Source organism: Arthrobacter sp. TmtSoilC51, assembly GCF_055388015.1.
Genome location: NZ_AP035877.1, coordinates 2511894 through 2536719, shown reverse-complemented (window position 1 = coordinate 2536719; position 24826 = coordinate 2511894). Strand labels below are relative to the sequence as shown.

At 62.4% G+C, this 24826-nt stretch carries 20 protein-coding genes; 10 read left to right on the top strand and 10 right to left on the bottom strand.

The genetic code is table 11. The features are described from left to right. Positions 1-6: 6 nt before the first annotated feature. Entirely contained in the window at positions 7-2058 is a 2052-nt protein-coding gene (locus ACZ5G6_RS11540; protein WP_498691685.1) for a hydantoinase/oxoprolinase family protein, read from the bottom strand. Between the two features lie 565 nt (positions 2059-2623). Between ACZ5G6_RS11540 and ACZ5G6_RS11535 the strand changes: the two genes are divergently transcribed. The 3 genes from ACZ5G6_RS11535 to ACZ5G6_RS11525 all read left to right on the top strand — a co-directional run bounded on the left by ACZ5G6_RS11535 (position 2624) and on the right by ACZ5G6_RS11525 (position 6162). Next, on the top strand, positions 2624-3976 hold the full coding sequence (locus ACZ5G6_RS11535; RefSeq protein ID WP_223932575.1) for an MFS transporter: 1353 nt from the start codon (positions 2624-2626) through the stop codon (positions 3974-3976). Further along, the gene (locus tag ACZ5G6_RS11530) at positions 3973-4797 is read left to right on the top strand and encodes an aspartate/glutamate racemase family protein (RefSeq protein WP_498691679.1); all 825 of its coding nucleotides are present in this window, start codon (positions 3973-3975) and stop codon (positions 4795-4797) included. The genes ACZ5G6_RS11535 and ACZ5G6_RS11530 overlap by 4 nt, the downstream gene beginning before the upstream one ends. 366 nt (positions 4798-5163) lie before the next feature. After that, positions 5164-6162 carry a zinc-dependent alcohol dehydrogenase family protein gene (locus tag ACZ5G6_RS11525; RefSeq protein ID WP_498691675.1) on the top strand — a complete coding sequence of 333 codons (999 nt, stop codon included), beginning with the start codon at positions 5164-5166 and terminating at the stop codon, positions 6160-6162. 82 nt (positions 6163-6244) lie between these two features. Here ACZ5G6_RS11525 and ACZ5G6_RS11520 read toward each other — a convergent pair whose 3' ends face one another. The 3 genes from ACZ5G6_RS11520 to ACZ5G6_RS11510 are packed head-to-tail and all read right to left on the bottom strand — an operon-like array spanning position 6245 to position 10078. Further along, positions 6245-7786 (bottom strand): helix-turn-helix domain-containing protein, encoded by a 1542-nt coding sequence (locus ACZ5G6_RS11520; RefSeq protein WP_498691673.1) that lies wholly within the window; start codon positions 7784-7786, stop codon positions 6245-6247. Next, a complete protein-coding gene (locus tag ACZ5G6_RS11515; RefSeq protein WP_498691671.1) occupies positions 7779-8861 on the bottom strand; it encodes a DUF917 domain-containing protein in 1083 nt (360 codons plus the stop codon). The genes ACZ5G6_RS11520 and ACZ5G6_RS11515 overlap by 8 nt, the downstream gene beginning before the upstream one ends. Continuing rightward, on the bottom strand, positions 8858-10078 hold the full coding sequence (locus ACZ5G6_RS11510; RefSeq protein WP_498691670.1) for a hydantoinase/oxoprolinase N-terminal domain-containing protein: 1221 nt from the start codon (positions 10076-10078) through the stop codon (positions 8858-8860). The genes ACZ5G6_RS11515 and ACZ5G6_RS11510 overlap by 4 nt, the downstream gene beginning before the upstream one ends. A 290-nt stretch (positions 10079-10368) precedes the next feature. Here ACZ5G6_RS11510 and ACZ5G6_RS11505 point away from each other — a divergent pair, with 290 nt between their 5' ends. The 6 genes from ACZ5G6_RS11505 (at position 10369) to ACZ5G6_RS11480 (ending at position 15828) form a co-directional block, all read left to right on the top strand. Further along, entirely contained in the window at positions 10369-10548 is a 180-nt protein-coding gene (locus tag ACZ5G6_RS11505; protein ID WP_498691668.1) for a zinc-binding dehydrogenase, read from the top strand. Between the two features lie 191 nt (positions 10549-10739). Then, complete coding sequence (locus ACZ5G6_RS11500; protein ID WP_498691667.1) at positions 10740-11486, top strand: glucose 1-dehydrogenase; 747 nt, start codon at positions 10740-10742, stop codon at positions 11484-11486. Positions 11487-11829: 343 nt separating this feature from the next. Further along, positions 11830-12309: an LpqB family beta-propeller domain-containing protein gene (locus ACZ5G6_RS11495; protein ID WP_498691665.1), complete on the top strand. Its 480-nt coding sequence runs from the start codon at positions 11830-11832 to the stop codon at positions 12307-12309. Beyond that, complete coding sequence (locus tag ACZ5G6_RS11490) at positions 12306-14012, top strand: DUF5671 domain-containing protein (protein ID WP_498691663.1); 1707 nt, start codon at positions 12306-12308, stop codon at positions 14010-14012. The genes ACZ5G6_RS11495 and ACZ5G6_RS11490 overlap by 4 nt, the downstream gene beginning before the upstream one ends. A 389-nt stretch (positions 14013-14401) precedes the next feature. Then, positions 14402-15262: a universal stress protein gene (locus tag ACZ5G6_RS11485; protein ID WP_498691662.1), complete on the top strand. Its 861-nt coding sequence runs from the start codon at positions 14402-14404 to the stop codon at positions 15260-15262. 35 nt (positions 15263-15297) lie between these two features. Then, a complete protein-coding gene (locus tag ACZ5G6_RS11480) occupies positions 15298-15828 on the top strand; it encodes a flavodoxin domain-containing protein (protein ID WP_498691660.1) in 531 nt (176 codons plus the stop codon). Positions 15829-16167: 339 nt separating this feature from the next. On the opposite strand, the gene ACZ5G6_RS11475 is transcribed toward ACZ5G6_RS11480, so the two are convergent. The 3 genes from ACZ5G6_RS11475 to ACZ5G6_RS11465 form a co-directional block, all read right to left on the bottom strand. Continuing rightward, complete coding sequence (locus tag ACZ5G6_RS11475) at positions 16168-16503, bottom strand: hypothetical protein (protein WP_498691658.1); 336 nt, start codon at positions 16501-16503, stop codon at positions 16168-16170. A 345-nt stretch (positions 16504-16848) separates the two neighbouring features. Next, positions 16849-17526, bottom strand: coding sequence for a hypothetical protein (locus ACZ5G6_RS11470; protein WP_498691656.1), 678 nt, complete (start codon positions 17524-17526; stop codon positions 16849-16851). Positions 17527-17771: 245 nt separating this feature from the next. After that, positions 17772-21161 carry an nSTAND1 domain-containing NTPase gene (locus tag ACZ5G6_RS11465; protein ID WP_498691654.1) on the bottom strand — a complete coding sequence of 1130 codons (3390 nt, stop codon included), beginning with the start codon at positions 21159-21161 and terminating at the stop codon, positions 17772-17774. 153 nt (positions 21162-21314) lie between these two features. Here ACZ5G6_RS11465 and ACZ5G6_RS11460 point away from each other — a divergent pair, with 153 nt between their 5' ends. Continuing rightward, entirely contained in the window at positions 21315-22484 is a 1170-nt protein-coding gene (locus ACZ5G6_RS11460; protein WP_498691652.1) for a hypothetical protein, read from the top strand. A 577-nt stretch (positions 22485-23061) separates the two neighbouring features. On the opposite strand, the gene ACZ5G6_RS11455 is transcribed toward ACZ5G6_RS11460, so the two are convergent. The 3 genes from ACZ5G6_RS11455 to ACZ5G6_RS11445 are packed head-to-tail and all read right to left on the bottom strand — an operon-like array spanning position 23062 to position 24670. Next, complete coding sequence (locus ACZ5G6_RS11455) at positions 23062-23727, bottom strand: TetR/AcrR family transcriptional regulator (protein WP_498691651.1); 666 nt, start codon at positions 23725-23727, stop codon at positions 23062-23064. 48 nt (positions 23728-23775) lie between these two features. Next, a complete protein-coding gene (locus ACZ5G6_RS11450; protein WP_498691649.1) occupies positions 23776-24438 on the bottom strand; it encodes a carboxyltransferase domain-containing protein in 663 nt (220 codons plus the stop codon). 34 nt (positions 24439-24472) lie between these two features. Further along, complete coding sequence (locus tag ACZ5G6_RS11445; protein ID WP_223932546.1) at positions 24473-24670, bottom strand: hypothetical protein; 198 nt, start codon at positions 24668-24670, stop codon at positions 24473-24475. Positions 24671-24826 lie beyond the last annotated feature (156 nt).

The window sequence follows — 24826 nt, the reverse complement described above, 5'->3', positions numbered from 1 at the left end:
AGTACCTCAGTTTCCTTCGACGTTTTCAGAGCGGATGACCAGTGAGCCGAACTCGTCGACCTTGACGTTGAACCCGGGGGGAACCACGGTGGTGGCGGTCTGCTCCACGATGATGGCGGGTCCTTCGAATGTGTGGCCAGCGCCGAGGTCGTCCCGGCGGACCACGATGGTGTCGTGCTCGACGTGGTCAAAGACCACTTGGCGGATTTCGTGCTTGAACTCCGGCCCCCGTGCAGTGACGTAGCTCGGAGCTTCCAGCCGTCCCAGGTCGCCGACGGCCTGCGTCCGCAGCGTGACGATTTCGATCGGGGCGCCGAGGTTGGAGTGGCCGTAGCGCTCGTGATACATCGCGGAAAAGCGAACAGCGAGGTTGGCGATGAAGTCGGGAGACTCGGGTTCGTCAGCGGACGTCAGCGGAACGTTCAGGGAGAACTCCTGCGATTGATAACGGACGTCCACGGACGCCGTCGTGGCGCGGCTTTCCTCCGGGACCCCTTCCGAGACCAGTGACGACAGGCCTTCGACTTCCATCGAGCGCAGGATGCCAGCCATATCTGCCACATCGATGTCTTCGTCGAGGTAGAAGTAGGGTTCGGAAAAGTCCTTGCGGATGTTGGTTTGCAGCATGCCCCAGGCCGAGAAAGCGCCGGGGAAGCGGGGAACGACCGTTTCCGGGATGCCAAGCTCCTTAGCGAGGAAGACGGCGTGCATGGGTCCAGCTCCGCCGAATGCCACGAGGGAGAAGTCGCGGGGTTCGATACCCCGGGAGATGGTGATGGTCCGAATGGCCTGGGCCATCTGCGAGTTGGCGACGTCGCAGATGCCTTCGGCCATGGCAATGGGGTCCAGCCCGAGTTGGTCACCGACTGTTTTCAGGGCTGTTATCGCGGCTTCACGGTCCAAGGCGACCTGTCCGCCGGCGAACCAGTCGGGGTCGACACGGCCGAGCACGAGGTTTGCGTCGGTAACGGTGGGTTCCGTCCCGCCGCGGCCGTAGCAGGCCGGCCCGGGATTGGCTCCTGCGGAACGTGGTCCGACCCGGAGGCCGCCGGCTTCGAGCCAAGCGACGGAGCCGCCACCAGCGCCGACGGTGTGGATATTGACAACGCTCATGAGCATCGGCAGACCTTCAAGGTGGGCCTCCGTGGAGACGTCCGGCTTGCCGTCAACCACTAAGGAAACGTCAAAGGATGTGCCGCCCATGTCCACACCGATGAGGTTGCGGCTGCCCGAGACACCCGCCAGTTCGACATCGCCCATGGCACCGCCGACGGGGCCGGAAAGCAGCGTCTGCAGCGGGCGCTTACGGGCGGACTCGGCGGTGAGGACGCCGCCGGAGGACTGCATGATGTGCAGCGGGGCTTCCACTCCCCGGTGAGCGAGTTTCTCTTCCAGGTCCAGGAGGTAGTTGCGTACAACCGGCCCCGTATAAGCCTCCACGACGGCGGAGGACGTGCGTTCGTATTCGCGCCATTCCTTGGCTGCTTCGTGCGAAAGGGAGACTGTGAACTCTTGTCCGAGTTCCTCGATCAGGATTTCGCGGGCCCGGAGTTCATGCGAGGGGTTCTTGTAGCTGAACAGGAATGCAACCGCGACGGCGCCGTACCCCTCATCCACTGCCCGGCGCGCTGCCTGGCGAACTGCCAGTTCGTCCAAGGGCACGAGTTCCTGGCCTTGACTGTCCAACCTGCCACCGACGCCGATGACGTCCTTGCGCTCAATCAGCGGGGCAGGCTTGCGGTACTGAGCATTGTAGAGCTCAAGACGGGGGCCGCGGGCGATGTGATAGGTATCTTCGATGCCGGCCGTTGACAGCAGTAGCACGGGAACCCCACGACGTTCCAGAAACGCATTCAGGCCCTGGGTGGTGCCGTGGACCAGGAAATCGATGTCCGATAGATCATCAACTATCGATTCGAGGCCGGCAATGACTCCGGCACTCAGGTTTCCCGGTGTGGTGGACGCTTTCGTAGCCGCGTAGGTTCCCGCGTCCTGGTCGTACGCCACAATGTCAGTAAAGGTTCCGCCGATATCCATCGACACCCTGTAGTTCGGCATGTGTATCTCCTCATGGTCTTGGAATGGAACTTTGTGTGTGAGAGATCACGGTACATACGGGGCCGACCAAGATGGTGGGCATACTGCATGATTCAGCTACAGCTGGACGGGCAGTGTGCATAATGCCGGTGTTCGGGCACCAGAACTGTTGAGGCCGGTGGGTTCGGCGCCATCGGCGTGAGGTTTACTGAATTGGCGCTTGCCACTCCTCAGGACGACAACGAAGACCCTTCCGGGTGGGATGTAGCGGCACGAGCCATTCTGGTCGGGGCAGGCACAAGTGCTGGAAACAAACCGTGGCTCCTATTGACCTGCGCAGAGAGTGCGCGTTTAGACGAGCAGTGCTTTACGCCCAATCGGTTGGATCAAGAAAGTGCAAAGTGAACACTGCTTGAGCGCACCTCGTTTGTAGTGTGAGTGCAATCACTCGGCGGGAGGCTAGGACGACCTGCCCAGTGGAGGCTTGGTGAGCTGCTCCGAGGTGAATTCACTGATATCCGGACTGTTCTCCGTGCAGAACCCTGCGTGTACTTCTTATCCTGTCCAAAATATCGGAGGTCAAGACATGTCCAGTATCGACCCACTCATTTCAGGGCAAGCGCCCGGGACGGCGAGCCCACCTCGCTCCATGGCCGTCGGGCACGCGTTCCGCGACATGCCTTTCGGGTCCATCCACTTCAAGATCTGCGCGGTCCTCTTCATTGCTTTCGCGATCGAAGCCTGGGAGATGCTCATGCTCACCTACGTTTCTGGTGATCTGGCTACTAGCCTGCAGGTCGGCATGACGCAGGTAGGAATCGCCATCTCGGCGCTCTTCCTGGGCATGATCCCCGGCTCACTAATTTGGGGGCCCATCTCTGACCGGATCGGCAGGAAAGCTACGTGCGCATGGAGCTTCGCCGGTTATGGCGTCTTCACGCTCCTGAGTTGCTTCGCACCGAACTTTGAGACCCTCTCGGTGGCTCGCTTCCTCGCAGGTCTGGCGTTCTCCGGCGTGTTCACCGTGACTTTCCCCTATTGTGAAGAACTGCTCCCGGTTAAGGTCCGCGGAAGGGCCACGGTCTATCTTGCCGCAGGGTGGCCGATCGGTATCCTGGCCGCCCTCGGCACCGCTGCTCTGATCGGAGGGCACGGCTGGCGCTGGGTCATTGCCGTTAGCGCACTTGCCAGCCTGTGGGGCATCGTTCTGTACAAAGTCGTTCCGGAATCCCCGTACTGGCTCGCGAGGAAGGGGCGGAACGAGGACGCGCACGATGTCCTCGACCGTCTGGGAGCACGCGACATCTCCCGTAGCACCATTTTCACCGTGTCGGAGGACAAGAAGCAGTCTATCTGGAGCCTCTTCAAGGGAAAGATGGGCCGGATCACGGTCATCCAAATCCTCATCAACTTCACCTTCTCCTGGGGCTACTGGGGACTTCAATCGTGGATGCCAACATTGCTTGAAGGGCGAGGACTGAGCGCCTCATCAAGCTTTTCCTTCATTGCCCTGAGCGCGGTCCTCATGATCCCCGGATACATGACAGCTTCCTACCTAACCGGACGGTTTGGCCGCAAATGGATATTCACGATCTACGTCCTCGCAGCGGCAGGCGGCGGTTTCTTCTTCGGTACAGCCGCAACCGAAACCGAGATGTATATCGGCATGTTCGCTCTTGCCTTCTTCGCCCTGGGAGCCTGGGGTGTCTGGGACACGTGGATGGGCGAACTCTATCCCTCGGCCATGCGTGGCTCAGGCTACGGGTTCGGGATTTTCGGTCAGCGCGTCGCAAATACGGTCGCACCGAGTCTTGTCGGTTTCCTCCTAGCCTCCGCCGCCGGAGCCACCTCGACGATTCTGTTTATCAACATGTTCTTGTTTGCCACGGTCATCCTCGGCCTGTTCTTGCCCGAAACCGAAGGAAGTGAATTGGAATGATCACCACCACCGACAATCTCTACGATCTCTCGGAGAACGCCCGAATCCTGTGGATCAACCCGCTCTACACCGATGTGTACAACCGAGCGATGGCGGATTCCTTCCGCCAGATAGTCCGTCCCGGCACCGAAGTTGATGTCGTTTCCCTTGACGGAGAGGGACCCTCCCACGTTGAATACAACGCTTTCGAGGCACTTATGCTTCCACAGCTGCTGCGGACGGTGCGGTGGGCGGAAGAAGCAGGCTATGACGCCGCCGTCATCGGTTGTTTTTACGACCCGGCCCTGCGAGCCGCACGCGAAATCACCGATCGCATGGTGGTTGTAGGCCCGGCGCACTCGGCGCTGAGCATCGCCGGAAGTCTGGGCGAGCGATTCTCCATCCTCGTCGGACGGAAAAAGTGGATTCCCGAGATGGCCGAAAACGTCCATCGTTGCGGCGCATCAGAGCGTCTTGCCTCATGGCGCGTGCTCGAGATGGGCGTCGATGACTTCCAGGCGGACCCGGCACTCACGGAACAGCGGATCATGATCGAAGCCCGCAAGGCCGTGGAGCAGGACGGCGCAGACGTCGTCATCCTCGGCTGCACGGCCGAATTCGGATTCTTCCGAACGGTTCAAGAGGAAATTGGCGTACCCGTGATCGACGCCACTGTGGCCCCGCTCAAACACGCCGAGCAGCTCGTCGACTCGGTTCGTCGGTTCGGTTGGACGCACAGCAAGCGCCTGGGCTACGACGGGCCCACGGCTCAAGAACGCCAGCGGTTCTTCCCGGCTCTCGAGCCAAAGCACATGGTGTCAATGACCACGGTGTCCTCGTAAATACATTGCACCACCCGTCACGCCGACTGCTTGCGCGGCACAGAGCCCCTGCGCCGCTCGCGCATCTTTGGCCGGAGTTACTCCGGTGCCCTCGCTTGCCTCGACATCCCGTGATCGAGGCAGGCGAGGGAACCCTTGCGGATCACCAGCAATGCGGGGACGGGTAACCGCATCCTTCCCGTAACCCCGGCGGCAGCAGCGCCGGCTAACCAATCAAAATCAAACGTGGCATATAGCACCACGCATAAACGGAGGTACGGCTATGTCCAGACGGATCCTATGTATCAACCCCATGGTGACCCACGCTTACCATGTCCCTATCGGACGCCTGTCCCCCCTTAAACCCAACTGCTCGCTGGTCCAGCGATGAGCAGGCCGGAATCCGCGGTTGTCTTCCGCAAATTAGGCGGCCCCGAAGTGCTCGCCGTCGAAGCCGCTTCTCCACGTCAAGTCGGCGAAAACGACGTCCGCATCGACGTCGCAGCATTTGCGCTCAACCGGGCAGATCTAATGTTCATTCACGGGGAGCACTACACGATCCCGGTGTTCCCCTCGCGCATTGGTTCCGAGGCAGTGGGAACCGTCACCGAGATCGGCGGGAACGTCACCGCCTTCAGCATCGGCGACCGCGTTACGAGCATTCCTTTCTTCACGACAACCGACGGCGTGCAGGCAACAACGGCCGTCCTCCCGGCAGACTACCTAACCCTTGCACCGCCGGAACTTTCGGATGCCCAGGCATGCTCTGTGTGGATGCAATATCTCACTTCTTACTTCGCCTTCGCAGAAGTAGCCACCGTCGGATCTGAAGACACAGTGCTCGTCACGGCCGCCGCCAGTTCGGCCGGTCTTGGCGCCATCGAGATCGCACGCGCACTGGGAGCGAAAGTGGTCGCGACGACGCGCTCGGAGAAGAAGCGATCGCTGCTCCTCGAGGCAGGCGCGAACGAAGTAGCCCTCGTGGGAGCCGAGGACCTCGGCGAGGTCATCGACCGCGCCACCGATGGCAAAGGCGTGCGGGTCGCGTTCGATCCTGTCGGAGGAGAGTCCCTCGACACCTACGTCCATCACCTCGCACCCGGCGCCATCATTTTCGGATACGGAACGTTGAGCGATCTACAGCCTGTCATCCCTATGGCCGCAATGTGCAGGACTCAATCGGTTTTCCACCCGTACTCAATGTTCAACCACGTCGGACGGGCCGATGAGCGGCAGCGAGGTGTCGAATTCGTCCTCGAGGGGATTAGCTCCGGCGCCCTGAGGCCTAGAGTCGACCGCGTCTTTGCTTTCGACCAAGTGGTTGGCGCCTACCGCTATATGGAGTCAAACGAACAGTCAGGGAAGATTGTCGTCGAAATAGGTTAGCCCTGCCGTAAGCCAGGGTCCGTGTCCGTGCAGCAGTCCGGCGGGCACGGACCGGGGTCGGGCTCAGGAATGGACCGCACCGTTACGGACTGCTGACGGATGAAGATGCGCCGACGGGGTCTTCGGAAGTCGTTTTGTCTGGCATGGAATGCCGCAGCACTTTGACGATGAGGTGGACGGACAGCATCTCAGAGGGGATATCAAGCGGGACACCGAGTTCCCGTGCCCGGTTAAGCCGGGCCTGCAGGGTGTTCCGGTGCAGGTTGAGGGATTTCGCAGCGAGGCTGACTGAGCCGCGGTGATCGAGGAAGGCGGCCACTGCAGTAATGATCACGTCGCGGTCAGGGGACGTCACCAGTCGCGGCAGTGATAGTTCTGCCACGAGCGCGACGGCGTCCATGTCGACGAAGGTCGTGGCCGCGACCACCCCGAGGCCGGCGAAGCCTAGAACCGTGCCGGACCCCATTGACCGGGCAGATTCAGCAGCCAGCCGCGCCTCACGCACGATCAACGCCACCGCCGGGGCATCCTCCTGCCACCTGGACAATCCAGCCACCAGGCCTAGCTCGACAAGAGCTGGCCCCAGACGTGTCCTGATTCGGGTTTCAAGTTGGGCCGAGGCGTCCTGGTCCCCGGCCGGTACGAGCGCCAGCCAACCGCCTTGAACCTCAGCCAGGGGGCTGCGTACTGCGACCTTGCGCCAGAGCAGGCGCAACACGGCCGTCAGCTCGGGCCTATGGTCTTGCACCTGCCCGCTGCGGAACCACACGGCCATGTACGGCTCCCCTTCGCGCCAGCCCAACTGGGTCAGAAGATGTCGGTGCTTTTCCGCGAACTCCGCGCCCGACGCGGCAAGGTCCTGATCCAACCCGGCGATCGCCGCCGTGGGAACGGCCCGGGCAGTGCTAAGCAGTTCCTCCAACAGCCAGGCGGCCTTCACCGCGGGGGTGGCCACCTCAAGGATTGAGCGCACCAGCCGCAGGTTGTGGACGCCGGAAGCCGGCACGCGGGCCGTGAAGGTGCAGCGGACGGCGCTATTGGCCCCGCCGACTTCCACGGTGATGACTTCGTCAGTCTCCCGTGGAGGCATTCCGGCGGAGGCCAGAACCACGCCGTCGTACTCCAGCGAAACTCCGACCCCGTCCAGTTCCCTGGAAATGGTCTTGAGAACATCACCGAGTGTGGTGTCCTTTGCGACAGTCCGGGCGACCCTGGCCAGTTCCGCATCGACCACCGACAGGGCCGCGCCGATCTCGGCCGCCAGTGCCAGGGCAAGCGCTGCAGGTTCCGCGTCAGTGGCCAGCAGCGTGATGCCCAACCGCTCCGCCAGTCCGACCGCCGCGCTTGCATAGGCGCTGCCGGCCACGACGACGGCGCTGGCCCGCCGCTCCCACGCATGGCGCAGCGCCGCGGACACCAGCCAACCCCCTGATCCCATCTCTGAGGAGAGGACCACCACGGTATTGGGCCGCACCTGCCGGATCGCCTCAAGCTGGGAGACGAGAACAACACTTTCTATCAACCCGCTGGATGGCGTGAGATACAGCGGCGTGGTGCCACGGAGGGAACCGTGCGCCAATAGCCCGGCGACATCGAGCCGGGTTTCATTTTTGGATCTACGCATGTCGCCGCCTTGGGTGCACGATCGGAATGCCGAAAGCCTTGGGCTCGGTGAGATCAAGGCCCGCCTCCGAATACCACTGCGCGGCTGCCGTGATCTTCAAGATGTCGATGACGTCGCCCACCTGGACGTCGTCGAGGTTGACCACCGTGCCCTGCTCGGAATTGAGCAGCGTCACCATGTCCGGAACGGCTGCTGTTACCGCACCATCCACGAGGACCAGCAGGATCTCATTCTGGATTTCAAGACGGACGATGCGTCCGGTGGTTTCGTCTTCGAGCGTTACGCTGGACGGCTGCGCCGGCAGGCCGAGGTCGGTGGGCCGGGAGAGGCTTTCGATGTGGCTCACGCGGGCCCGGGCGATGCGAGTGGTGCCGAGGAGATCTGTCAGCAACAACAGCTTTCTCTCAACCGAGGTGTCCCCGCCAAGGATTTGCCCAATCCGGATCATCCGGCTGATGGAGCCATGAACGCCATGCTCGCTCAGCTGTTGTGCGGAACACGGATACATGGCGGTGGCTGCCCAACCGCCGAGTTCGGTCACCAGTGCACGCACCAGCGTCTCGGCCCGCTGCGGGCTTTCGACCTCAACCACCGCCCGTTCCCCGGTGACCCCCATGAGCGCGATAGGGCCGATCGCCACGTTTCCAATGTTCAGAGTTGTTTGACTGATCAAGGGGAAAACGCGGCCCATGGGGTCGGAATCGATGACGGGCAGCGAGGACTGCAGCCCAACCATGAGGGGGACGATTCCGTTGATGTTGGCGGCGGCGAGCGAATAGATCGCCCTCACCCTCCGGCCGAGGCTGGCCTCGATGGCACTGATGCAGCCGAGGAACTCATCGCCCACGGGAGGCATGTCGGCGATGAAAAGGCCCTGCGTGACCATTCCGACCGCCACCACCAGATCGTCGGGAGCAAGCTCGTCGACGCTGATGAGTTCCAATGACCGGTCCTCCATCGCCCGCTGGATCATCTCTGCATAGATGTAAATGGCCGTCGGGTCGATGGTGCAAGCCAGGAAGTGGGCACCTGTTCTGAGGTTCCGGACGTCCTCGGTGGTGAGTACGGTGCTCATGGGTTGGTTCCCCGCGCGGCTGCGGTCAGCACGCGTTCCTCGTCAGCGGACGTTTCTCCTGCTGCCTGGACCCGGATTCGAACGATTCCGGGGTTGCCGTAGGGCATCGCAAAGACGTTCGATTCAATGATGTGGGTCTGCCCGGGGCTGGCGCCCAACTGGACCGCCGCTGAGTGGGCGTCCTCTTCGGCGAGGTTCTGCACGCGTTTCAGGTCAACCCGTCCGCCGACGGTCTCGAGCCTGTCGATCCACGCCGTCAGCGGGGCCACGGCAGATCCTACCAGTGCGGCGTCCTGCACCGCCGGCAGAGTGGGCACCAGCCCGAAGGGCAGCGCACTCTCCTGCCACTCGCGGAGATCGGCAATCACGGAGGGGATGTCGGTGCGAACCGGATGGTGGACGGTGTACGGCTCCAGAATGGCGGCGTTGCTGGCGAGGCTTGCGTCAAATCCTTGGCGAATGAGGCTTCTGGCGACAGGGAGGCCTCCCCGGGTGTGGCCCACGGTGACCCCGGCCTCCGTGCAGAGAATGACTTCCCCGTCGGGGATTCCCGCCAACGTTGCCGCGCCAAGGATTCCCATCGCGGGCTCAGCGCGCAAACCGTGTACAGGCGCCAAGGCCAGCCGTGACAGAGGTGCGCGGCCGCCGTCGTTCTTAGCAAACGACAAGAGGGCGGCCGGGAACTGGCGCCGGCCTGCCTCCTCAAGCATGGCGGCCAGCTCTTCCCCCGTCTCCATCAGGGCGCTGTTAAGGATGGCGGTGTAGTCGCGGTCCCGGAAAACGCTGGAATGGAAGTCACTGGAAATACTGATCCGCATATCTCTGTCGTTGCTTAGGATGGCATCGGCTATGCGCGTTTCATGGTCCTTTGACGCCGTCGAACCGACGGCAGTGATCGCCACGTTCCGCACGTCGCTGGCAAGGATGCCCGGGAGATCGGCCAGGAACGCCTCCAGGTCCAACCGGGCCAGAGGCCGTCCCCGCAGGTCGTGACCCCCGCGGACGTGCACGGTCCGGATCACTGCCGGCTCAACAAGGGCTGGAAGGACGGTCATGTGGAAGTCGTCCGCGGGGGGACGGGGCGATATACGGATGGCGACGACGTCGGCCGGTTTCCGCTCCACCAAGACCCGTCCGACGTCGGCAGTGATTTCCGTGATGCCTGACCCGAACTCCCGACGGAGCCCGGACAAGGACGACTCCAATGCTTCCGACAAGCTGCCCGCCTTCACCTCCCGAGCGGCGGAAACTACGGTCCGCCCGTCCACTACAACGGCCCGGCAGCTGGTTCCCTGCAGCCGCAGTCCCACTCTCATTGTTCAGTTCCTGTCTGGCGTCTACCAACGATGAGTATCTGCCTAGTAGTCAATATCTTCCATGCGTATAGAGTGCACTAGTCGTCCCATAGTGCTCCCCAAGTCGCCGAAAGAGTATCGTTGCGTGTTCCTCGGCCTATCGAGACGTGGCCGCAATGTGCAGGACTCAATCTGTTTTCCACCCGCACTCAATGTTCAACCACGTCGGACGGGCCGATGAGCGGCGGCGAGGTGTCGAATTCGTCCTCGAGGGGATTAGCTCCGGCGCCCTGAGGCCCAGAGTCGACCGCGTCTTTGCTTTCGAGCAAGTGGTTGGCGCCTACCGCTATATGGAGTCAAACGAACAGCCAGGGATCGTCGAAATAGATTAGCCCTGCCGTAAGCCACGAAGCCCTATTTTCACTATTGCAAGGGATGAACTACAGCATCATTGGCTTTGGTCCCCCATTCCCCCCGGCACGCCAAGGGGCATGCATCCGGGGTGGGGCCCTAGGCATCGGGCTGGCCTCCCTGGGACCTTGGACTCTACCCGCGGGAGTCGATACTACGGAAGGATCACCACATGGAACGAGTTATAGACAAAGTAGCGTTGGTCAGCGGGGGTGCACGCGGGATTGGAGCTGCTATTGCAGCCAGGCTTCATGGCGAAGGGGCAAGGGTCGTCATAGGTGACGTCCTGGACGACGAAGGAAAAGAAACCGCGGAGCGCATCGGATCTGGCGCGCTCTACGTTCACCTTGACGTGACCATCCCGCAGGACTGGGAGGCTGCGGTGGGCAGCGCCGTCGAGGCGTTCGGAGGCCTGAATATCTTGGTCAACAATGCCGGGATCGTCAACTTTGCCTCCATCGAGGATTACACCTTGGAACAGTGGAACACAGTCATTGCCGTCAACCTGACCGGCACCTTCCTTGGGATCAAGGCGGCAATTCCGGCCCTGAAACAGTCCAAAGGCGGGTCGATCATCAATATATCCTCGATTGCCGGTATCCGCGGCTACGAGCAGATCCCCGGATACACGGCCTCGAAGTTCGGCGTGCGCGGACTCACCAAGAGCGCTGCCCTGGACCTGGGACCCCATGGCATCAGGGTCAACTCCGTCCATCCCGGAGTCATCTCGACCCCGATGACGGCCGACGTGTCAATAGACATGAGCCACGTGGCACTCGGCCGCATAGGCCATCCCGGAGAAGTCGCGGACCTCGTCCTGTACCTGTCCTCCAACGAATCTTCGTTCGCCACCGGATCCGAGTTTGTTATCGATGGTGGTGACACCGCGGGGACAGTAACCCCGCACGAGGAGATGTAACACTCACGGTGCGTGGCTTGGCGGCAAGGGAAAGACAAATTCCCAGCACAGGTTCGTTCCTGATTATTGTTGGTTGACGGTTCCAGCCTCGATGTCGGGAACCAGGCTGCGGCTGTCGAGCACCCCTGCACGGTCCTCCACGACGATGTCCACAGGTGGGACAGCAGACGCCGCCGGGGCGCTGATAAAAGAGCACAGCGATCGCCAGGAGCATGCCACTCAGCCTCTTGCGCGTGATCCCTTCCTCAAGCTCTCGTCCCAAATAGCCCGGCCAGGATCTTCTTAGCTTGTCGTCGACTCCAACCCAGATAGAGGGCTAAAAGACATCGTCTAACCAAGGCGAATGAGCCATACTGGCGGCATGAACGCTGCGGCGGGAAAGCCAGATAGGATCCTCATCGTCATCGTATCCGCAGTCGCGTTGTTGGTGATCGTTGCATTGGCTGTTATTTTCTCCCGTGGGGAGCCCGAAGGGCTGGACGAGGGAACCCCGGCCGGTGTGGTACAGCGTTACAGCATTGCCGTCATTGAGGGCGACACCAGCACCGCCGATTCTTACCTCACGGAATCGGCGCGTTCCTTCTGCAGCGGCTTCAAGGGCGGGCCGCCGCCCTCAAGGGTTGTCTTGATTTCGACGAACGAGCGGACCGATTCGGCGACTGTGAATGTCTCGATCGTCTACTCTTCCCCGAATGGACTCTTCGGGCCCTCCGACTATGAGATGGAGGACCGATTCTCGCTGGTGAGGGTCGATGGCAGATGGCTTGTGGACCAGGCCCCCTCGCAGCTCCTATCCTGCATCCCCTCCCCGGTGAAGCGATGAGCTCCCCTACTGCCGCAACGGCTTCGCCTGTGGCATCGGTACAAGCCACCCTGCGCCGATTGATTCTCTACGTGCTGTTGTTTGCCTTGGTGGTTATCGCAGCAATAGGTCTCACCGGCCTGTTGGAGCGCCTTTTCACCACCGATGCAGTGCTCGCGTCCGGCGATGTCGCTGCCCTTGCACGGGCCCTTGCCTTCACCCTGGTCGGCGCTCCGCTTGCCGGGCTCCTCTGGTGGCTCGTCTGGAAGAGGCTCGACGACGAAGCGGAGCGCACTGCTGTCGGGTGGGGCCTCTACCTGGCCGGCATGTACGCTGCTTCGCTCATCCTCTCCACCACAGCGCTTCTGGCAGCGGCGGCGTCCGTCATCGGCGGGCGGGATTCGAACTGGTCATCCCCGCTAGCCAACGGTCTTGTGTGGGCCGGGATCTGGGTCTGGCATCGGTGGATGTGGCAGCACCCCGTCAAGCGGCCAGTAAGTCTTGGCGACGTACCGGCCGTCATCGGATGGGTCTTTGGGCTGCTCCTCGGCGCCGGTGCCGCCATCACTGCTCTCGCCGGCTTGTTCGATATCGCCCTTCGCGGCTTCACCAGTCTGACGCCCGCTGCGGAACGTTGGTGGGAGCCGATAGTCCGGGCCCTGATTTGGGCCATTGGCGGAAGCATCGTGTGGTGGTGGCATTGGTTCAAGGGTGACGCACGCAATCTGCAGGCCGGTCTGGTCGATGTCGCGCTAATCGGCGTCGGGATCTTCGCGGCGGGCGTCACGGCCCTCGGCGGCGCCGGTCTCGCCCTGTTCGTACTCCTTAGGCTGGGGTTCGACGCACGTGACCCGATGAACGAACTGCTGGCTCCCTTGGCTTCGGCTATCGCCGCTTTCGCCATCGGCGCCTTGGTGTGGCGCTATTACCGCGTCAGCGGGGCTCATCGCCCTGTCGCGACCAGGCGTGCAAGCATACTCGTGACATCGGGAGTGGCATTGGCCGCTGCTGCCTCAGGCGTCGGCGTTGTCGTCAATGCAACGCTTGCCCTGGCGGTTTCAGCCCTTGCCGGGGGCGGAACACGAACCCTGCTGTTGGGCGGCATCAGTTCTCTCATCGTGGGAGGCCTCGCCTGGTGGCAGTCGTGGAAGCCGACGAGGCCACCGAAAACCGGGGACGCCTTTCCTCCAGGCAGGCGCGTCTACCTCATAGTGTTCTTCGGCATCAGCGCCGTTGTGGCACTTATAGCCCTCCTGGTGATTGGTTACCGACTTTTCGAATATGTCCTGGGTGACGTGACGGGAGGGAGCCTGGTGGACCGAGTTCGTGCCTCGGTCGGCGTCTTGGTAGCCGCGGGCGTCGTTGCCGCCTATCATTTTTCCCTTTGGCGGCGCGAGCGGATCCTGTTGGCAGCAGTGTCCCCCGCCCAGGGAGCGACCATCGGCCGAGTCACGCTGGTGACCGGCTCCAACGCGGAACAGTTGTCCAAAGCCATCACCGAGGCAACCGGCGCCAAGGTCGTCCTGTGGAAACGGGTCGGCGGCCGCCAGCATACAGAGTACGCGGAAGGCGACATCCCTGGAACGGGGACTCTGATCGAGCGGGTAACCCAGGCGTTGTCCGGAATCGCCGCCAAGCACGTACTGCTGGTTATCGGCCCGGATAGCGGTCCGAGCACATACATAGAAGTGATTCCTCTGGAAACCGGCGGCATCATCCAATAAGGGGAAAACCATGGCAGCCTTCGATGTAACCCACCAAAGTCTCATCGCATCAAGGAACAGGAAGGCGATTCCTACTCTTACTGTGAATCCGGCTCTGGTCGTCAGTACTTCGACCGAGCAGGTTTTCAGCGGTCATAAGCTGCGGTGCAGCACAAGCCGGGTTGATCCGGGTGGCGGCGGCGTAAACGTGGCAAGGGTAGTCCAGCGCGTGGAGCGCCTCGAAGGAGAACTTTCTGGGGCCGCAGTTTAGGGGCCGAAGCTCACCCCCATATCGTGCCCGCCTGGTCTACAGTCGTCAGTATCACCACAGCCTTGCAGAAGGCCGACGACGTCGGAGCAGCCCCCGGCGCGATGCCGGCTTTTGCCGGATCCTTGGAAGGGTTTCATCCATGCGATATGTAGTTGGATATACGCCCAACGCCCGCGGTGCGGATGCCGTTGCCCTCGGCTCAGCAATGGCACGCGCGCAGGGAGCTCATCTTGACTTGGTTTACGTGATTGACCTTGGGATCAGGCACGCAGTCACTCATCGCGACTTCAGCGTCGGCAATGCTGAAGAAGACCACCTGCAGGCCATGCAGCGGATGGCCCTGGGCCTTGTTCCTGAGGAGGTGAGTGTTGAATTCCACGTGCGCCGTGCCGATTCCTTCGCTGAAGGCCTGATCGATGCCGCCGTGGAACGCAAGGCAGGACTTATCGTCGTGGGCGCCGCCAGCAATGGGCCTTTCAAACGCCACTCTGTAGGCAGCGTGGCCAACGCACTCCTGCACGCCTCGCCGGTTCCTGTGGCGCTGGCACCCTCGGGCTATCACCGGACGGAGCCGATCTCCCGACTGACCTTGGCTGTGGGCCAGCGTAAGGGAGCCGGCGCCGCTATTGACGCAGCTATTGATTGGTCGATACGCCGAGGCATACCGCTGCGACTGGTCTCCCTGGTGGAGTTGGACGCCGAAGGGGACAGCGGTGAAGCGGTCAACGCGGCCCATATTCACGCGAACACAGTGTTGACAGAGGCCGCTCACGGGTTGCCCGCGGGCCACAAAGTCAGCGTCGAGGTAGCCCACGGCCGCACCATTGAGGAAGCTATCGACGACCTCGAATGGGATGACAATGAAATCCTGATGGTGGGTTCATCGCGCCTTGCGGAACGGAACAAGCTGTTCATCGGCAGCACCGCCAACAAGGTGCTGCGGGCATTGCCCGTTCCCATGGTGGTGGTCCCGCGTGACTACGAGCGTAGGGACGCGTAGGCAAGCCCAGCCGCTTCAAGAGAGAAGGTTCACCAATGAATGTCCTCGTCGCCTTCGCCACCAGACACGGTGCAACCGCCGAGATAGCCGGGCGCATTGCAACCCGTCTCCAAGCGGCTGGCGTACCGGCCGAAGCCCGCTCCGTAAACGAAGTTAACGACGTCGGCCCGTACGACGCCGTCATCATCGGCGGTGCCGCCTACATGTTCCATTGGCTAAAGGATGCCACTACCTTTGCGAAGCGGCATCAGAAGGATCTGAACCGCCGCCCCGTTTGGCTCTTCAGCAGCGGCCCTCTTGGCAACGATCTGGTGGATAAGGACGGCCAGGACGTGGTGGTGGCCAGCAGGCCGAAGGAGTTCGACGAGCTGCAGGCGCTACTCCACCCACGCGATGAGCGCGTCTTCTTCGGCGCGTGGGACCCGAACGCGCCGCCAGTGGGAATCGGCGAGAGGCTCCTGCGACTCATGCCCGCCGCGAAAGAAACCCTGCCCGCCGGCGATTTTCGTGACTGGCCCGTCATCGACGCCTGGGCCGACCAGATTGCAGCGGAACTAGGTCCCTAAGGTTCGGCAAAAGCACCTCCGTCGAACAGGCGCCGTCATTCTGCTGAGCCAGGGTTGTTGTCCCAGCAGCTCAGGATGCGGAGGCATCGCAGGGTGGTAATGCGGCTCGCCCCGGGTGGTTCGAGTATGAACCACTGCCTGCCGGGATAGGTAGCGCTTCCACTTGCCGTCCGCGCCCCGGGATGAACGTACTGTTTCCACAGCGTCTGTGAGGCCAGCCACCGTCGGGAAGCTGGTCCTGCAGCAGCCACGATATCGCCGCATCAATTCGGGAGTCCTGAGAGCGGTAATATTGTCGACGACGTACGTGGACGTCCCCGGGGGAGGGCAACGGTCCGGTCACGAAAGACTGGATGTCACGCGCTCATATTTCAGTGACCACGGATCCCTCCCGCGAGAGGTCTCCCTCCAGCCGTCCCTGGCCAGATCCCGCTGCAGTTCTTTCAAAGCAGCCCTCATCCCCGGAGCCCATTGCTCTTGAGGGGAGATCGGGCCGACCGACCGCGCCACGGGGAAGGTAGAGCTCTTGTAGCGGGTCTTCCCGTCGACCTGGCCCACAAAACGCTGTTGGGTGCTCCCGTACTGGGATCCAAGGATTGTCAGGATCCTGGCCCACCATGAGGTGTCTCCTACGTCTTCCAAGGCCACGGTAAGGGTTTCTGTATGTGGGGTCATCCACCAATCGTTACTCCGGCCCTGCGCAGTGTAAAGATTTGGCTGCGTAACGGTGCAGGGTCGATCACCCGAGGTGCTCGGAGGCTATTGGCGCTCCTTCGCGGCCTTGTTCGGCACGTTCGTACCGGTCCGAGGGCGCTACCTGCGTGACCGCATTGCGATCGCTTTTCCGTTGCCCCCAGCTTCCTGAACGTGGAAGTGTGGAGATTTCTCACGCAGCGGTGGTGTATGCCTTCCGTTCGTCCCGGTCGGCTGCCCCGCCAAACAAAAAATTCAGGAAGGGCCAGGCCGGTCCTGACCAAGCAAAATGCTTGCTCTTCGTCTTCGCCAGTTTCCCTGACTGCACTACCTGAGGCTGAGCACCTCGTCGATCGGGCGTCCGTTGACGAAAACTTGGGCGCTCGCGGCCCCGGACGCAGCCATGGCGGTGAACTCCAGCTGGGCCTTCGCACGCGGGATATCGCACACGCCTGACAGCATGAACTGCCCGGAGAGGTAGATCGTGATTGTGCTGCCGTCCAGCTCACCCCCGAGGTAGGTGATGTTCGATTGATATAGGACGTTTACGAGCCCGGACATGCCGACGGAGCGGCTCTTGTTCGCGAGCAAGGTCTTGATGCTGGGGCCGACCTGGTCCGTGAAGTGGACCGGGGCCGTGGTCGTGGCGACGAGACTGTCGCCGCAGCCGATCATCGGCCCGGAAATGCCGTTGTCGCCGATCGCGACGTAGTAGACCGTCAGCGGGGCCACCTGCTCCGGGAGCCCGACGGATGTAGTCTCCTCCGTCGGGCTCCCGGGGGCGGGCGACGGCGGGGCGGGCGCTGTAGGGGTCGGTTCTATCGACGGGCTGGTCGGCGCGGATGGGCTCGCCGTCGCGATCGGGGCGGCGGAAGGGGTTTCCGATGCACTTGGCGTGGAGGAGCTGCTCGTGGGCGCCGAGGCGGGAGGGCCGAAACAGCCTGAGAGCGCGAAGAGGGCACAGACCCCCACAACGCTGAACGCCGAAAGCCTGCCTCTGGTCATGATGCCCCCTTGGGTGCGGGCCCCGGGTTTTCAGGACTCCACTTTGAACCTACGCCGGGGCCGCCCTACGAAACAGGGACTTAAGTCCGACGTCGACGCCGGTTATTGCTGTGGGCTCGACCAGCCAGGATCTCGACCTTCCGCCGCCCCGGCCACTCCAAGGCTGGCCCTGCGGACTTCAGTCCCCTGTTCGCAAGGGCGGCGTCCTGAGTCTGCCGGAACCGGAAATGCAAATGACCCGGCAGCTAATCGCGGCATGCCGGGGAGTACGGCCGGGCACCCAACAGTTCCCCCCACTCCTGCTCCGTCAGCACGCGTCCTGCGATCCGGCACGCACGGTCCTCCCACGCCGCCGGTTCGGCGACGACCACCTGAGTGCTCCCGTCGGACCGTTCGAGCACGAGGGTGCGCTCATCGTTCCCCTCTACGACCTGAACCCCTCCAGCGACCGGGCCGGTGCGAAAGCTGGCCGACCAGTCGCCGAGGTTCCATGTAACGATAGCGCCGTCTGCTCCAGCCGTCACCAGCTCACCGGTCGGCCGGAACTCGACGGCGGTGACCGCGCCATCGTGGTTGCTCAGAGTCTCCGCGATGTCGCCGGTCTCGGTGTTCACGACCACGACGCGGGTGCCAGAGGCGACAGCGAGCTGATGGCCGTCAGGGCTAAAGTCTGCCAGAGATGGAGACACCGACAAAGGGATGGTCTTAGATTCAGCGATTCCGGAAGAGTCGACGATCCGGACCGCGAGCAGGCCATCCCGAACTGCGATTCGGCGGCCATCCGGGCTGACGGCAAGAAGCCCGTTGCCGGCTATCCGATCGATCTCGTTGCCCGATGATGTCTCGAACACTACGGTCGGTCCGGACCGGCTCGCATACAGCCGCGAACCGTCCGGCGCGAACTTCACCGCACCGAACTGCCCACCCGCCCTGGATGCTCCGCCGGGATCAGCACCGTTCACGTTCAAGTCCAGAAGCATCGGGTCGCTCGCGCCGCCCCGCCAGAGGGCGACGCTCCCGGACGGTTCGAACCAAAGTGTCGCCGCCAGTGCCGCAAAGAGGGATCCGTCGGCCGAGTATTCAACGTCTGCCGCCGTCTCAGCCAAGCCTCGGTAGGTCTTCATGCCCGAGCGGCCCCCATTGGCGAGATCGAGCGTTCCCGTTCGTCCGCGGTCACAGGGCAGTGCGTCGCAGAGACCCAAAGTCGCGCTGAACGCGACGGCGCCCGAGACCGGGTCGACGGCGGTTGTTGCCACCTTCCCTCCGATGGGTGAGTATTCGCCGAGCTGCGATCGGCTGGCGAGATCGAGCAGCCTTAGATCGTCGTCACTGTCGATCACCGATGCGCGGGTTCCGCTCTCTGCGAGCGACATGCTCGCCGGCGTCACTCCGTCTTCCTGGATGCGGGTGATGCTCGTGACGCGGGGTGCGCGTGAGAAAACCCGCACGAGGTTGGTTCGTGTTTCGGAGCTGTCCCAGATCTGGATGGCCTCGACGGCAAGCAAGAGCGCCCGATCGAAGTCCGGATCCTCCAACGCGGTCGCTGCAACGCGCCGAGCGTCTGCGACCGTTGCACGCTCGCCTGCGAGATTTGCCTGCAACCCTGCCACAAGACTCGCCGTGACAGCAACGACCGCGAGTCCCGCTGCACCGGCCGACACCCAGGACAGTCGGCGCACCATACTGCGTTCCTTACTCAGCTGTCTCTCGGTGGCCGCGAGCCCTGCGGTTTCAGCCGCAGCGCAGGCATCTAGGAATTCGCGCTCAACCACTGTGAGGGCGGGATTGACTGCATCGCGCCATTGCTGGGCGGCCGTTTGCCGGCTGCCGCGGTAAAGCTCGCTATTTGGGCGTCCCATCGCGTCCCAGGCGGTGGCGGCGGAACCAAGATGCCGCATGATCCGTTGACCCTCGACATCTTCGGCCAGCCACTCCTTCAACCGTGGCCATTCCCGGGCAACCGCTTCGTGGGATAGCTGAACCGTTTCCTTATCAGTCGTGAGCAGGCGTGCATCGACCAGTCGATCGACGATCTTGGCGTGGGCGGCGTCGATTGCGATCCGCGTGCGCCCGATCCGACGGGAAACCACCACACCTTCTGCAGATGCTTCGACGAGACGGAGAAGGATGTCGCGCAGGAACCGCTTGCCCTCTCCTGAGAGTTCGGCAAAGACCTCTTCCGCGGTCTTCGCTACAGCACCCTCGATCTCACCGGATGCCCGATAGCCATCTACGGTCATGACGCGGCCCTCACGACGCGACCATACTTGGCGCAGGGCATGGGACAACAGTGGAAGGGTTCGCCCATCGACGTCGCGGACCAGGATCTCGACGAGGCCCGGTTCCAGAATGAGTCCAGCCTGCTCGGCAGGCTTCTCGATCACGGCACGGAGTCCGTCCGGGCCGAGCGGGGTGAGCATGAGCATATGGGATTGGATGATCTCGGTAAAGCCTTTGTACTCAGCCAGCTCTCCCAGACGGTCGGCGCGGATAGTGACGACGAGCTTCCCGCGGATCACCTCTCGCGACAGAGCGTCGAAGAAGTTCCTGATCTCGGCGGGGTCCTGCGCGGCGAACGCCTGCTCGCATTGGTCGACGATGAGTAGCGAATCCCCGTGGCTTCGAACTGCACCGCGAAGGGCATCGATAGGTCGCTCGCCCGGCGTTACTATCACGACCTGCGTGCCACGTGCGGTGAACTGCGCGCCTATCCCGGCCCTAACGAATGAGGACTTGCCAACGCCTGATGCACCCGCGATGAGGAGTACGCCGTGTTGCTCCAGCGCCCGCAATGCTCCGGTCAGCTCCTGCTCGCGACCGAAATACCACTCGGCGTCGGCTACGCCCGCGGGAGGCAGGCCGAAGTACGGACACTCGGAGCTCCCGGCCCGGAATATCTGGTCGGATAATAGGGAGGGATCCTGCCTCAGGATCGCCTGCTCCAGTTCCGCGAGCTCTGTGCACGGATCCAGACCAAGATCGGAAGCGAGGAGACCCCGCGCCCTGCGCACGGTGGCCATCGCATCTGCTTGCCGGCCTTGGCGGTACTGCGCCACACCCAGTATGACCCAGCGTCGCTCGCGCAGCGGGGCTTCGGCGACGCGGGCGCGTGCCAAGGCAGCGACCTCCTGAACCTCGCCGGCTTGCAGCCTTGCATCGAGGAGCAGCTCCTCGGCCCCGAGGCGAATCTCCTCCAGACGGCCGGACGCGATCTGAGCCGGTCCCCAATCGATAACCTCGACGTACGCCTCACCACGCCACAGAGCAAGCGCCTCCGAGAAGGAGTGTGCGGCGCGTTCCGGTTCACCAAGCTTCAGCTGTTGGGTACCCCGACTGACAAGCCGCTCGAACTGGTCGGCATCGACCTCGATGTGCTCCGCGGTCAGTCGGTACCCGAACGGGGTTGTTTCGATCTCTGCAGGCGCGATGAGCCGCCGCAACCGCATGATGCAACCTGGAATGACCTTCGACCACGAGGCCGGCAAATCAGCTCCCCAGAGCGCCTCAGCGAGGGATTCGACCGACAGTGATGCACCCAAGCGGACCGTGAGCGCACCCAACACCACACGATCGCGCGGTGCCAACGGAATGCGACCCTCATCGAGCGTCAGCACTCCAAGAACGCTTACCTCCATGAGGCCACCATCCGCCCCGACCCCACATCCGTCAAGGCGGCTGATATCGGTCTGATACAGCCTTCTGGGCCCCGGTATCCTGCTGATATCGGCCCGCCGTTTACTGATAAGCAAGCAGCTCAGCCTGCACGAATCAGAAACATAGGAACTGACATGTGGACATTGGACCAGCGCTCCATTGCGACGCGCTCGTGGCACATAGGTATAACCGTCGCCCTGCTGGCATGTTTCGGCCTCTCGGCGTGCACCCCCGCACAGATACCTCCCCCATCAACCGCAGGGACCACCAGCATCGCGCCCCTCCCGGAGAACGGCGCCCTTGAGAGCGGGACCTATCTCTCGACCGGTTTCACGGTGCCGTTCAAGATCACCGTCCCGGCTGGCTGGGAGGCTTACGAGGGCTGGTCCCTGGGCAAGGAACACTCCTTTGCCAAGGGAGTATTGCTGACCTTTTTGAACCCCCTCTACGTGCCGTCGGACGCATGCTTGTGGAGGGGCAAGCTCGTCGAAATCGATTCGTCGGCGGAGGCGTTCGTCGATGCGTTGACGGCGCAGACTTCAACAGTGAGCACTCCTCCTGTAGAGGTCGCTGTGGGCGATTATTCCGGCCTCGAGTTCGGCCTCTCCGTCGAGGGCAATGTCAACATCGCCGACTGTGACGACGACAAAATTTGCGTCCACTCAGAATCGTCGTACGAATGCACACGCTGGTACTCGGCCGCCATCGAGCGCGAAACCTACCGAGTAGTCGATTTGAGTGGCGAGCATGCTGTGTTCACGGTAGGCGAGTTCAACCCGGTGGATCCGGTACTGGAGGCAGAGGCCCGCGCCGTCTTCGACTCGATTACATTCGAACGCGCCCACTCCACTGATGAAAACAGCTCACCAGCCCACGCCACAGGTACCATCCCTTCGAACACGACGGCGGCCGCAGGGTTTGAATTCGTAACCACCGATCCCGACACAAAGAGACTCGCACCGGTTGAGCAATCGGATGACCTTGTGGCTGCCTGGGCCGAAGAATATTGCGAGCAGGCCGATCTGACGCCGTGCACAGGTATTAAGGATCGAGCCGTCCCGCTCTGCATTGAGAAATGGGACTGCCACCCTGCCCTGTTGGTGCCGTTCAAAGAAGGAACGGCTGCGTTCGTCTCGGGTGGGATTTTCCAGGAAGCCCGGGTCTTCGCGGTATGGCGGGCAGAATCCGACCCCGCCCTGGCTCAGTACGGCGGCGCACGGAAGCTCCTGGAGGCGTACCTGCTCACCGTGGGCGTGTGCCCACTCGAAGAGGGTGGGCCCCCACAGGGGAAGACCTGCCGGTAGATGTGAGCAAGAAGATTGTTCCAGCAGCCAGCGGCGGCACACTGGGGGAACGTTGCGGTCTTAGTCGTCATTTAGAGCATCGGCAGTCCCTAAATGAGCCTGGTGTCATTCCTCGTCCCCTGATCACAAGGAAGGATTTCACAACCCCAGCACAGAGCATGCGAAGGCTCCACCAGCCAAACCCGGTTCCGGCCACCAAGTCGTGCAGGCCGCGGATCTGCTCCGCATGTCCCGTAGTGTCGATGAGCCCAATGCCAGGGGCGGCTCCTTCTGATAAGCGCGCATTGAACGATCTTTTCAACGGCGGCATCATAAGTAGTCCAGGGCACTTGGTCCGGCCCTGACATCGCCAGGAAAGCCCCGCCGAGCCCAACCTCCCTGCCCAGTCCCGCGGCATGAGGCCGCACACAACGAGCAACGGCGCAGCCCAAGCCACGACCGAGAACAGGATGCTGCCAACGCTAGGTTGGCCGCGACGTTCGGAAATGTTTTAGTTCCGGAGTTTCAGTGCCGCTTTCGGATTCCGGGCACGCCAAATCAGCGCTCCTGCGTAGAGCACGACACGCTGGCCTACCGATCAAGCCAGGGCGTGGTTCCCGCTTCCAACTTCCAGAATGGAGCGGCTCAATGCCACCGCGTGGTCCAGGAGGATTTCAAGTTCCGCGTCACCGCCGCTCCAGGCAGCCCAGCGTCCCGCGCCGTCGAGGAGCGTAAAGATCAGATGGGCACTCTGCCTGGTGAGCCGGAATCCCATCTCTTCGGCCGCAGCGGCATACATGCCCTCATGCAGCCTCAGCCAGGACGCCGCTTCCTCCCGTAAGTCATCACTGAGGAATCTGGCCACCCTGTCCGTTGCAATCAGGAGGCGCCAGAGATCCGCCTCCGGGCGCTGCAACTGTTGGGCAAGATGGAAACGGACGAGCGCGGCCCAGTACTCCTCCGGTGTCGTGGCTGCTTCAGTTGCAGCAAGCAGGTCGTGGGCGAATCTGTGGGTAAACCAACTAAGCGACTCAGCAACAATCTCATCTTTTCCACGCGGGAAGCTCGAGTAGAGACTGGGCGCTTTAAGGTCCAGTTCGTGGCTCAACGTCCGCATGGTCACCGAACTGAAGCCTTTGGCAGTAGCCAAGCGGAGGAAGGCCGCAAGGATCCGCTGCCGGGCAGGGGTTTGCGCCGACCAATCTCGACTGGACAGGAACTCCTCAACGGCAGCGTTTGCTTGGGCGCGCGGCGACTGATTCATTTCCTCCTCACAGCATTGGTCGATTACCATCAGTGTAACTAACGGTCGTTAGGTAGTCGGCCACTCCCCCGAACGCAACCACACCGAGTCGCCCAACCCGATCTCCGGGAGTCTTGACAACAAGGCTTCACTGACCCTGCCCACCACAAGTTCATCCGTGTAGCCGGTGCAGCTTGTCACGGTCACCCCGAGCGGCGAAAGCGTGAGAGAACCCTGCGGGGCCACCCTGCCGGCTTTGCCGACGTGTGCGTTTTGGTGCCAGTCCGCGGCCCAAGGAACCTCGATCAGGGCGGAGGCACCCGGCGCGGCGAACATCCTGACGGTGTGCTTTGTCCGGCATACCCTCCGAACCAGGGTCCGCTCCGGAGTGTTCAACAGCACGCAAGCCATGGACAGATCCGGACCGGCGGATCCTCCGAATGTCACGGGCAGAACGAGGGAGGAAGGGGAATAGTCCCCCATTGCGTAACTAAGCTTGGAAAGGGCAGCCATAAGTATGGGCCGAAGGTCGTCCAATTCCAGCGCCCGAGCGTCGTAGTCGACAATGACGCCGTCTTTCAGTCGTCGGAATCGTGTAATTCCCAGCAGTTCAAAGGACTGCAGGGCGTCCACGAACGCTGCTACGCTGAGCCCCCCACATTCAGGCTGCGGCAGTTCCACCAGCAGCTTGCCGGGCTCGGTGGCGTGGACCGCGGGTCCGGGATTAGCCAACTCTTCCTCCTGCGTTGAGACGGGAAAACGGGAGCTAGGTGCCCGGTATTGGCCACGGCGACGCATCGCTGATGTCGCGGCCTTCCGCCATATCCTGGAGGAGTCGGTGAATGAGCTTCCCGGAGCGCTTCGGCTGCAGGTCGGTGCGCTCACCAAGATCTGACTCATTGAAGTGTGCTGACGCCCGCAACCATTCGACGTGCCGTCCTTGCGCGAGCTTCCTGTTCATCATCGAGATCAACCCTTGTTACTGGTAGGACTTTTGGGGTCACTACCAGCATCGGACGGTGGCGATGGGACCGATCGTGTCACTTTGAGACACTGCTTCGGTGGACGGTCCCGCGTAGTGCTGCCCGGCGAGGCGCAGCCCAGGCGCCACAAGAATCAG

Bases quoted from the DNA above. Each gene is read 5' to 3' on its own strand.
- ACZ5G6_RS11540 (WP_498691685.1), bottom strand. From the start codon at position 2,058: ATGCCGAACTACAGGGTGTCGATGGATATCGGCGGAACCTTTACTGAC.
- ACZ5G6_RS11535 (WP_223932575.1), top strand. From the start codon at position 2,624: ATGTCCAGTATCGACCCACTCATTTCAGGGCAAGCGCCCGGGACGGCG.
- ACZ5G6_RS11530 (WP_498691679.1), top strand. From the start codon at position 3,973: ATGATCACCACCACCGACAATCTCTACGATCTCTCGGAGAACGCCCGA.
- ACZ5G6_RS11525 (WP_498691675.1), top strand. From the start codon at position 5,164: ATGAGCAGGCCGGAATCCGCGGTTGTCTTCCGCAAATTAGGCGGCCCC.
- ACZ5G6_RS11520 (WP_498691673.1), bottom strand. From the start codon at position 7,786: ATGCGTAGATCCAAAAATGAAACCCGGCTCGATGTCGCCGGGCTATTG.
- ACZ5G6_RS11515 (WP_498691671.1), bottom strand. From the start codon at position 8,861: ATGAGCACCGTACTCACCACCGAGGACGTCCGGAACCTCAGAACAGGT.
- ACZ5G6_RS11505 (WP_498691668.1), top strand. From the start codon at position 10,369: ATGTTCAACCACGTCGGACGGGCCGATGAGCGGCGGCGAGGTGTCGAA.
- ACZ5G6_RS11500 (WP_498691667.1), top strand. From the start codon at position 10,740: ATGGAACGAGTTATAGACAAAGTAGCGTTGGTCAGCGGGGGTGCACGC.
- ACZ5G6_RS11495 (WP_498691665.1), top strand. From the start codon at position 11,830: ATGAGCCATACTGGCGGCATGAACGCTGCGGCGGGAAAGCCAGATAGG.
- ACZ5G6_RS11490 (WP_498691663.1), top strand. From the start codon at position 12,306: ATGAGCTCCCCTACTGCCGCAACGGCTTCGCCTGTGGCATCGGTACAA.
- ACZ5G6_RS11485 (WP_498691662.1), top strand. From the start codon at position 14,402: ATGCGATATGTAGTTGGATATACGCCCAACGCCCGCGGTGCGGATGCC.
- ACZ5G6_RS11480 (WP_498691660.1), top strand. From the start codon at position 15,298: ATGAATGTCCTCGTCGCCTTCGCCACCAGACACGGTGCAACCGCCGAG.
- ACZ5G6_RS11475 (WP_498691658.1), bottom strand. From the start codon at position 16,503: ATGACCCCACATACAGAAACCCTTACCGTGGCCTTGGAAGACGTAGGA.
- ACZ5G6_RS11470 (WP_498691656.1), bottom strand. From the start codon at position 17,526: ATGACCAGAGGCAGGCTTTCGGCGTTCAGCGTTGTGGGGGTCTGTGCC.
- ACZ5G6_RS11465 (WP_498691654.1), bottom strand. From the start codon at position 21,161: ATGGAGGTAAGCGTTCTTGGAGTGCTGACGCTCGATGAGGGTCGCATT.
- ACZ5G6_RS11460 (WP_498691652.1), top strand. From the start codon at position 21,315: ATGTGGACATTGGACCAGCGCTCCATTGCGACGCGCTCGTGGCACATA.
- ACZ5G6_RS11455 (WP_498691651.1), bottom strand. From the start codon at position 23,727: ATGAATCAGTCGCCGCGCGCCCAAGCAAACGCTGCCGTTGAGGAGTTC.
- ACZ5G6_RS11445 (WP_223932546.1), bottom strand. From the start codon at position 24,670: ATGATGAACAGGAAGCTCGCGCAAGGACGGCACGTCGAATGGTTGCGG.